Genomic DNA, 9,138 nt, shown 5'->3' with positions numbered 1-9,138 from the left:
GCCCTCCGCGGTTAAAAAGGAGGAAACATTGTCCTCATAGAGAGCGAATGACGCCCTGGACGGTGTAAAAGGAGGGAACATTGTCCTCATAGAGAGCGAATGACGCCCTCCACGGTGTAAAAAGAGGGAACATTGTCCTCATAGAGAGAGAATGACGCTCTGCACCGTTGAAAAAGAGGTAACATTTTCATCATAAAAACAGAATGACGACCTCCAGGGAGCAAAAGTAAGAACCATTGCCCTCATAGAGAGGAAATAACGCACTCCAAGGTTAAAAAGGAAGAAACATTGTCCTCATAGAGAACGAATGACGCCCTCCACGGTGAAAAAGGAGGAAACATTGTCCTCATAGGGAGCGAATGACGCCCTCGAAGGTTGAAAAGGAGGGAACATTGTCCTCATAGAGAGCGAATGACGCCCTCCACGGTTAAAAAGGAGGAAACATTGTCCTCATAGGAGGGGAATGACGCCCTCCGCGGTTAAAAAAGAGGAAACATTGTCCTCATTCATACAAATCAATACTGTTCGGCAAATCCATCATATAACAATATAACTACTCTTTCTTACCAACCTTACCCCCAAGCAACGTCATCACCGAAATCACGGCAGCCAAGGCATACGCAACATAAGCGACATTGCTATACTCCTCCATATTCTTCACACCGATTCCAATAAATGCCCATACGAACACTAGTGGATAAATCCAGTCGCCTTGAGAAATTCGGAACCAGATAGCTAAAAGCGTGGCCACAACGAGCATGATGACCGTCCATGTCACATCTGATAATCCAAATCCATCCCAGCCCTTTTCAACCAAAACATAACTGATATTGGCAATGGTTGCGACACTAATCCAGCCAAGATAAATGGAGAACGTTGCAAAATCCAGCTTGCCGGGGTTAGATGCGCGCATTTTCGTATATAGTGCGATTAGTGTTAACAATAAGCTAATCATCACAACCACCGTTGTCACCCAGAATCCGTAATGCCACAATACCACCCACGCACTGTTCAATAAGCAGCTTAAGACAAAAAGGCCACTAGTGTTCACATATATAGGCAGGTCCCTCCGTGATTTCGGAAACTGACGAATAATCCAAATACCTAGCAAAAGATAGATTAAACTCCAGATGGAAAATACATAGCCTGCAGGTTGAAAAAGAACGGTGATACGGTTCGCGATATCGCCTGTAGTAAGCCCATTAAGCGGAAGGGCATTAGCAAGATAATTTACAACTATGACCAATATAAATGCTGCGATGTTCAATAAAAGTCTCCACATCCGAAACACTCCTTTCTTCTCTCTACTATTACTATTCCTTTTGAGGAACATCCATAACCTTCCGAATATGCCAGGGATGAAGAATAAGTAGAAGGACTCACAACATTCCAGCCATATTTTCACAACCTGTCTCATAAAATAGGAAATGGATTTTCAAGAGTGAGAGTTGGAGAGGGGACAATTTCATTTATGAATAAATTTTTCAAAGGGACACTCCTTCTGGCAATCGCCGCCTTTCTAGGAGAAAGCATAGAATTTATTGTAAATATGGTATTGGCAAAAAACCTTGGAGAAGAAGGTATGGGGCTTTATATGTCTGTCCTGCCAGTTATTTTTCTGGTAGTGGTCATCTCGAGTTTGGAGTTGCCAATATCTATTTCCAAATTTGTCGCTGCCAAAGAAGAGAAATATCACCAAAGTATGCTTCATCATGCCATGAGGCTGACCATTGTTTTTACCATGATGGTGCTGTTTGTTGCAGCTATCATTCTGCCATTTGTTCCGGTTTTTCAGCACTACCATCCACTTGTAAAATGGTTGGTTCTGATTTTGATACCGGTCATTTCCTTCTCTTCTATCGCGAGAGGATACTTTATGGGCCTTCAGCATATGGGTAAAATTGCGATCTCTAACTTTCTAAGAAAAATAGTGCAACTGAGTCTACTTGTTCTTGTGTATCATTTCTTCCATTTTACGTTGGAGGTTTCCATCCTTATCGCCCTTTGTACATTGGTGGCGACGGAGCTGATTGTCTGTTTGTATCTTCTTTATATGTACAGGCTCCAGTATATCGAATTAAAAACGAAGGCTGCGGCCCGAATTGATGGCAGAACAGTGAGGAAGAGCTTGCTTGAGGTCTCCATTCCTACAACAGGGATGAGACTTTTCCATGCCGTCACCAATGCAATTCAACCTTTTCTTATTAAAATAGCGCTTGTAAAAGCAGGACTCAGCCATACCATTGCACTCGAGGAGTTTGGGCTTCTTGCAGGGGTGGCGCTGACCATTGGCTTTTTTCCTGGATTTATTGCCCACTCGTTGTTGATAGTCCTGATTCCCACAGTGTCTGAGGCTCATGCGAATCATGATTTTAGGAAAATGCAGAGGCTGTTAAAGCAAGTGATGGTTATCACCTTTTTTTATGGCATTCCTATTGTGATGGTCTTTTATCACTTTGCTATCCCGCTGACCAATGTCTTTTTTGAAAATTCTCATGCTGCATCTTATGTGCAACTATTATGGCCATTCTTTCTCTTTCATTTGTTTGTCTCGCCATTACAGGCATATTTGATAGGTTTAGGGTTAATTAAAGATGCTTTCTTACACTCCATCTGGTCAACATGTAGTTCATTTATACTTATGTTTCTTCTCGGTTCACTTCCAAGTCTGCAAATGAACGGGGTGATCCTTGGCATGAATACGGGGATGGTGCTTTTAACGTTGATGCATTATTTTACTGTTTGCAACAAAATCCATGTCACCTTGTGGTTGAAACGGATAGATTCTCCCTCTGTTTAAGGAAGCCACTGAAAGAATCTCTTATTTAAGATATGGTTTTGACACCGTTGTTGATTTCCGCAAATGGCTTCGCTGTCCTAGGGGCGGTGCTTGAGCCTCCTCGCTCTGCTGCGGGGTCTTAAGCTACCGCTATCTCCCTTAGGACAGACAAGGAAGGCTCGGGCAGCGATACATCGCACGAAGAAAATGAGTAGCATTTTCGAGGAGTCTTCGCCTTTTGCTCCAATCAACAGCTAGAATTCACTAATTACATAATATTTAAGTTTTCAGTGACTTGCTTTTAAGCAAGAAGAAATGTTTAAACAAACGTTTGTTTCACGTGAAAAAAATTAATCCGCTTTCAATTGTGCAACTTCTTTTTTATGTGTTTACATGCTTGGTCAGGGTCTTTATAATCCCAACTAGACTGTAAAAAAATAGAGGGAGGCTGACCGTTATGAACAAACACTTGAAAACACTTTTATTCTTGCACGTAGGTCCTCTTTTTGTAGCGATACATGTACACTTTTTTCTTTCTCCCAATAGCTTGGCAACAGGGGGAGTAAGTGGGCTTTCCATTATATTAAACGATGTGTTCCCAATGGTTTCTATCGGTGTGTTAATGTTGATCGTCAATTTACTTTTATTTGTTGTGGGTTTTTTACTTCTTGGATTTGGATTTGGAGCAAAAACGATTTATGCGAGTGTCATGCTGTCTGTAATGGTATGGCTCTTAGAGGCTCTTTTTCCTATTAGCGGGCCATTTAGTGAGGACATTTTAATTCAATTGATCATAGGGCAATGCATTGCAGCGCTTGGAATGGCACTTGTATTTAATCAGCGTGCTTCCACGGGAGGGACCGATATTATTGCATTGATTTTAAATAAATATTTTTCGGTTGATATGGGTCGCGGCGTCCTGTTGGCAGATATCTTTATTGCTTTATCTTCCATTTTAGTTTTCGGACCAGAAGTAGGGATGTATGCCGTATTCGGCGTCATCCTAAATGGCTTGGTTATTGACTACGTACTTCAGCAGGTGAACGAAATGAGGGAAGTGGTCATCATAAGTAGTGAAAGTGATCAGATTCGCTCCTATATCGTGGGGCAGTTGGGCCGTGGGGCAACCATACACTATGCAAAAGGTGCCTTTACCTCTGATGAAAAAGAAGTAATTACCACCATCTTAAACAAAAAAGACTTCTCTAAATTGAAAAAGTTCATCGGTGCAACGGATGAACAGGCGTTTATTACCGTTCATAATATGAAAGAAATATTAGGACAGAACTTTAAACAATTGGTGACGAAGTGAGTTTGGGGGACAGGTTCCTCGACCCATTTGCGGTTGAGGGACCTGTCCCTATTTATTACCAGCACCCAAAAGTTTCATTTCCTATGCCAAAAAGCTACAATAGGAGAAGGGAAATTTAGTTGAGGTGGACATATTGTTAGAAAAAAAGGAAGTTCTTACAAAAAAGGCAGAGGAATTCATCCTGCAATGTTATCAGGAATTGGGAAAATCCGAGGACGAAATGAATTCCAGATTGCAGCTGATAAAAGATGAAATTGACCTTTATGGATATTATGAACATACATATGAAGAGTTGTCACATGGTGCAAAAATGGCTTGGCGCAACAGCAATCGTTGCATAGGCAGGCTATTCTGGAATTCGTTACATGTAATAGACCGTCGACACTTAGAAGACGAAGCAGATATTGCAGAAGCGTTGAAGCATCACATTGAATTTGCAACAAACAATGGAAAAATAAAGCCTACTATCACTGTTTTTCGTCAGCAAAAAGAAGAAGAGAAACAGTTGCGTATATGGAATCATCAACTATTGCGATACGCTGGATATGAGACCGATTACGGAATTATCGGGGACCCTGCATCCATTGAGTTCACTAGAAAATGTCAGGAACTAGGATGGGAGGGGGCAAAGACTCATTTTGATATTTTGCCATTGGTTGTGCAGGTGGATGGAGCGGAGCCGCATCTATTTACCATACCAGATAACATTGTGCATGAAGTGCCGATCGTGCATCCTACTATACCAGCGTTTGATGATTTGGGTTTAAAGTGGTATGGAACTCCACTAATTTCTGATATGCGTTTAGAGATTGGCGGCATCCACTATACTGCTGCCCCGTTTAACGGATGGTATATGGAAACAGAGATCGGTGCGAGAAATCTTGCAGATGTGGATAGATACAATATGCTTCCAAAAGTTGCTTCCCTTATGGAGCTTGATATGAGTACGAATGCGACGATGTGGAAGGATAAGGCGTTGATAGAGTTGAATTTAGCGGTGGTCCACTCCTTTAAGGAAAAGGGCGTCAGCATTGTCGATCATCATACGGCAGCGATGCAGTTTAAGCATTTTGAGGAGAGGGAAGCACAAAGCTGCCGACATGTAACAGGAGAATGGGCATGGTTGATTCCACCGGTGTCTCCTGCTGCCACACATATCTTCCATAAGTCGTATGAGAATAAAATAGTGCTGCCGAATTATTTTTATCAGGATAGGTTGTATTGAATAAGGTCTCTTCCCGTGGATGGGGAGGGGCTTTTTATTTTGATTAGAAAATATTATATGACGGCTGATTTCCGTTCCTGGCGCTTCGCTTGCCTGCGGGTGGTCCGTGAGCCTCCCTCACAACGCTTCAGGGGTCTCACCTGTCCCTTCCTCCCGCGGGCGTCTACGCGCCTTCCACTAAAATCAACAAGGGGACTTTATTCAACTTAAGGTCAATAAAGTTAACTAACCGAATTTGATAAGCCAATAACGTTTCTTTTACGTTATTTCTAGCTGTGGATTGGAGCAAATGGCGAAGACTCCAGCGGGGGAGAAACGGTAGGTTGAGACCCCCGAAACGAAGTGAGGAGGCTCAAGCACCGTCCCGCGGAAAGCGAAGCCATTTGCGGAAAGGAACAGCGGTAATTAACTAAACAACTAAAGTTTTATGAAGTTTTTAGACAAACAAAAACCGAGCCCTAAGAAGAGCTCGGTTTTTATCTTATTTTTTATAATCAAGTAGCAGCCTTTTGCAACTTATGAATAACAGTCAATGATTTTCCTGTCCCAATCGCAACAGACTCTAATGGATTTGGTGCAACATACACAGGCACAACAATTTCATTGCTTAACCATTCCTGCATGCCGTTTAACAGAGCTCCACCACCAGTGATGATAACCCCTCTGTCTACAATGTCCCCACTTAGTTCAGGAGGGCAATCTTCTAGTGTTGCACGGATTGCTTCTAGAATGTGCAACAAAGATTCTTTGATTGCTTTTTGAATTTCAGTAGAATGCAATTCGATTGTTTTTGGTAGACCTGTAACAAGGTCACGACCGCGGATTTCCATTGTGATTTCTTCGTGGTCCACTAGTGCATAACCAATCGTCATTTTGATTTGCTCAGCAGTACGTTCCCCAATTAATAGGTTGTAATTTTTGCGAACGTGGTGCACGATATCATCATCAAATTGGTCTCCACCTACACGGATAGAGTTACAAGATACCACGCCGCCATAAGAGATGATGGCAACCTCAGTTGTACCTCCACCGATGTCCACTACCACGTTAGCCACAGGCTCGTCTACCGGTAAGTCTGCACCGATTGCAGCAGCTACAGGCTCTTCAATCAAATGAACGTGCTTTGCACCACAGTTTTTTACCGCGTCTTGAATAGCACGACGCTCAACAGACGTAGAACCAGATGGTGTACAAACAACCACACTTGGCTTACGGATGGAGAAACCCATCGCTTTGCCCGCTTTTTTCATGATTTGCTTTAACATGCTAGTCGTAATGTCGAAATCTGCGATAACACCATCCTTCAATGGTCGAACGGCCACAATTCTTCCTGGAGTCTTACCAATCATGTTTTTCGCTTCTGTCCCAACAGCAAGCACGGCCTTTGTTTCTAAATCAATTGCTACAACGGACGGTTCATTGAACACAATCCCTTTACTTTTACTATAAACCAGCGTATTCGCTGTACCTAAGTCGATCCCAATTTCAGTTGTTGAAAACATAATCCATTCACCCAATCTTTTAGTTAGTTAGTTTAGGTCTCTTATATATATACTTTCTACGAAGAATGTCGTTTTGTGGGGGTGAATGCGCTAGAATAATATGGTAATATATTTAGGGGGAATGTGAAGAGTGGATACAGTATTAAACTATTAGAAACTCATGGATTTTACTGGATAGTTATGTTATATTCTAGAAAAAAAACGGGGATATACTGCCTATGATTTTTCGTAATGAGCAAAAAGAAATAGAAGAATTAGAAGACGATCGCTTTTGGGATATTAATCCTAGGACGGTTACTTTTTACTTAATGGCGTTGGCCCTAATTGTGGGGATCATCACTTTTCTAAGCTTTTATGATGGGATGAAAGTGAAGAGTCAGGAAGAAGTAGCGAATTATGTAAATGAAATGAATCAACTTTTGATAAAAAGTAAACATTATTCCGATTCTGTGGAAGACTCCCTTAAGAATGGTACCGTTTCTGTTTTCGCCAAAGAAGACGAACAGGAATTTCGTTCCCTTATGGTTACTGCAAGTAAATTGTCTGTTCCACTAAAGTGGAAAGAGCATCAAGAAGCAGCAATGGGTCTTATAACTGCCAGGTATATGTTTTTCTATCAATATCAACAGAGTGTTAGGCTGGGAGAAGAAGACATCGAGGAAAAGTTGTCTGAACTTGAAAAGCTTGAAAAAGTAGAAAAAGAAGTGCTCCTTTCTTCGTTTGATGCTTCAGGTATTACTTATCGTGAATCTGAAGAGGGTAAGATCACCTTCTCCATTAAAACCTATTAAAAAACCTGAAGTTCTCTCTTTTATAGAGAAGCTTCAGGTTTCTTTTAATTCCGTATAGACAACAAGCCGTTCTTGATGGTTGTTTGTTTTACGATCATATAGGCCTGTACAAGTAATCAAGTTCAATTGTTGCTTGTTTGTTGGTCCAAATATGGTCCGAATGGGTGCTTGGTTGTACGGATAGGCTTCCTTCCCTGTGACAACAAAGGTTAAGGTCTGGTCACCGTCTTCCACTATAATCTCGTCACCAATCTCCAAATCTTTCAAATAGAAAAAAATGGCGGGGCCGGTGTAGTCGTCAACATGTGCAGCCAAGACTGCATTACCTTTTGCACCAGGTTTTGTTCCAGGTTCAAACCAAGCGACAGTTTCCCCGTCTTCAGGAACAGCCATCGCACCTGATTCATCGAGTCCGTATGGTTTCACATTCGCATCAACATTGATGGCAGGAATGGTGAGCCGAGTAGGAATGATGCCTTTGGGAGGAGTTACAATTTCCGTTTTGCTTTGCCTTGTTTGATTTTCTTTGTCTGGTTTAGTAGGATTCTCATCTACCTGCGAAGCTATTTCTTCCGCCGGAGCTTTGACAGACTCCGGTGGAAGATTTGTGTCAGCTTCATTTTGTACAATGGGTGTACATGCTGTGGAGAAGATTAGAAGGCTTCCCAACAGACCAATTAATATTCTATTATTTTTGTGCCGCAAAGCGACGCACTCCAACAACCGCTGCTCCAACCACTAGAAGACCGGCAATCAAAGCCCAAGAGTTCATTCCATTAGATTGGGAAGCGCCACCCATACCTGTTTGAGGCATTTCGCTTGGCATCATCGTGTTATCTTCTAATAATAGTACTTCAATGCTGTCTACTGTGTTGATTGCATACACAGAGTAAACTTTATTTTCCTCAAGCATTGTACCAGACAAGTCTAATACTTGCTCTCCACCATCAGCAGTTCGAACTTCCAAATCATACGTTCCAGCATCCAGTGTCATGTAATCTGTTACTGCTTTAAATTCAGCACCAGAGAATACGTCATCTCCACCGATTAATCCAACATTTACTGCAGGTGCATCAGGTGAGAAGTGACCTACACGAATTTTTGATTGGCCTTCCGCTATCATGTTGTCATCAGAGGTAACGGATAATTCAAGGTTTTCCACTGTGTTGATTGCTGCAACAGTATAAGACATTCCTGCTTCAACTGTTAAATCAGTAGCGATAACCGGATCTGCTTCGCCCATTGTTCCAGCTGCATAGATTTCCACTTTGTGCGTTCCTGCTGGCAGGTTCATATAATCAGTAGCTGCTTTGAATTCTGCATTTTCCACTGTTGCTTCGCCATTTACATAAACATCAACTGCCGGGGCATCAGGTGAAGCGTGAATGATACGAACCATTGCGTGGTCATCTGCACTTGCAAAGCTTCCTAATACCGAGAATGCCAAAATACTTGCGATACCTGCAATCAATAAACGTAACTTCTTCAATCAAATCTCTCCCTTTTGTATAATTTATGTACAGGTGATG

8 protein-coding genes are annotated in these 9,138 nt (G+C 42.0%); 4 read left to right on the top strand and 4 right to left on the bottom strand.

Annotation, left to right across the window (positions count from 1 at the left end):
• Positions 1-553 precede the first annotated feature (553 nt).
• Positions 554-1,282, bottom strand: a complete 729-nt coding sequence (locus HF078_RS07810) for a TspO/MBR family protein (RefSeq protein WP_169290620.1) — start codon at positions 1,280-1,282, stop codon at positions 554-556.
• Between the two features lie 189 nt (positions 1,283-1,471).
• On the opposite strand from HF078_RS07810, the gene HF078_RS07805 reads away from it, so the two are divergent.
• The 3 genes from HF078_RS07805 to HF078_RS07795 all read left to right on the top strand — a co-directional run bounded on the left by HF078_RS07805 (position 1,472) and on the right by HF078_RS07795 (position 5,316).
• Positions 1,472-2,800 carry a polysaccharide biosynthesis protein gene (locus HF078_RS07805; protein WP_169290619.1) on the top strand — a complete coding sequence of 443 codons (1,329 nt, stop codon included), beginning with the start codon at positions 1,472-1,474 and terminating at the stop codon, positions 2,798-2,800.
• A gap of 436 nt (positions 2,801-3,236) precedes the next feature.
• Entirely contained in the window at positions 3,237-4,091 is an 855-nt protein-coding gene (locus tag HF078_RS07800) for a YitT family protein (RefSeq protein ID WP_169290618.1), read from the top strand.
• A 133-nt stretch (positions 4,092-4,224) separates the two neighbouring features.
• Positions 4,225-5,316, top strand: a complete 1,092-nt coding sequence (locus tag HF078_RS07795; RefSeq protein ID WP_169290617.1) for a nitric oxide synthase oxygenase — start codon at positions 4,225-4,227, stop codon at positions 5,314-5,316.
• A 494-nt stretch (positions 5,317-5,810) separates the two neighbouring features.
• On the opposite strand, the gene mreBH is transcribed toward HF078_RS07795, so the two are convergent.
• Entirely contained in the window at positions 5,811-6,818 is a 1,008-nt protein-coding gene (gene mreBH, locus HF078_RS07790; RefSeq protein ID WP_060664306.1) for a rod-share determining protein MreBH, read from the bottom strand.
• A 218-nt stretch (positions 6,819-7,036) separates the two neighbouring features.
• Between mreBH and HF078_RS07785 the strand changes: the two genes are divergently transcribed.
• Entirely contained in the window at positions 7,037-7,609 is a 573-nt protein-coding gene (locus HF078_RS07785) for a hypothetical protein (protein WP_169290616.1), read from the top strand.
• A 33-nt stretch (positions 7,610-7,642) separates the two neighbouring features.
• Here the strand turns inward: HF078_RS07785 and HF078_RS07780 are convergent, their stop codons facing one another.
• A complete protein-coding gene (locus tag HF078_RS07780; RefSeq protein WP_240951701.1) occupies positions 7,643-8,314 on the bottom strand; it encodes a class F sortase in 672 nt (223 codons plus the stop codon).
• A complete protein-coding gene (locus HF078_RS07775) occupies positions 8,298-9,098 on the bottom strand; it encodes a DUF4397 domain-containing protein (protein ID WP_169290614.1) in 801 nt (266 codons plus the stop codon). The genes HF078_RS07780 and HF078_RS07775 overlap by 17 nt, the downstream gene beginning before the upstream one ends.
• Between the last annotated feature and the right edge of the window lie 40 nt (positions 9,099-9,138).

The organism is Bacillus sp. RO2, from assembly GCF_012911845.1.
Lineage (GTDB): Bacteria > Bacillota > Bacilli > Bacillales > Bacillaceae_I > Sutcliffiella_A.
This window is presented reverse-complemented; position numbering and strand designations above follow the sequence as displayed.

Bases quoted from the DNA above. Each gene is read 5' to 3' on its own strand.
- mreBH (WP_060664306.1), bottom strand. From the start codon at position 6,818: ATGTTTTCAACAACTGAAATTGGGATCGACTTAGGTACAGCGAATACG.
- HF078_RS07810 (WP_169290620.1), bottom strand. From the start codon at position 1,282: ATGTGGAGACTTTTATTGAACATCGCAGCATTTATATTGGTCATAGTT.
- HF078_RS07785 (WP_169290616.1), top strand. From the start codon at position 7,037: ATGATTTTTCGTAATGAGCAAAAAGAAATAGAAGAATTAGAAGACGAT.
- HF078_RS07805 (WP_169290619.1), top strand. From the start codon at position 1,472: ATGAATAAATTTTTCAAAGGGACACTCCTTCTGGCAATCGCCGCCTTT.
- HF078_RS07800 (WP_169290618.1), top strand. From the start codon at position 3,237: ATGAACAAACACTTGAAAACACTTTTATTCTTGCACGTAGGTCCTCTT.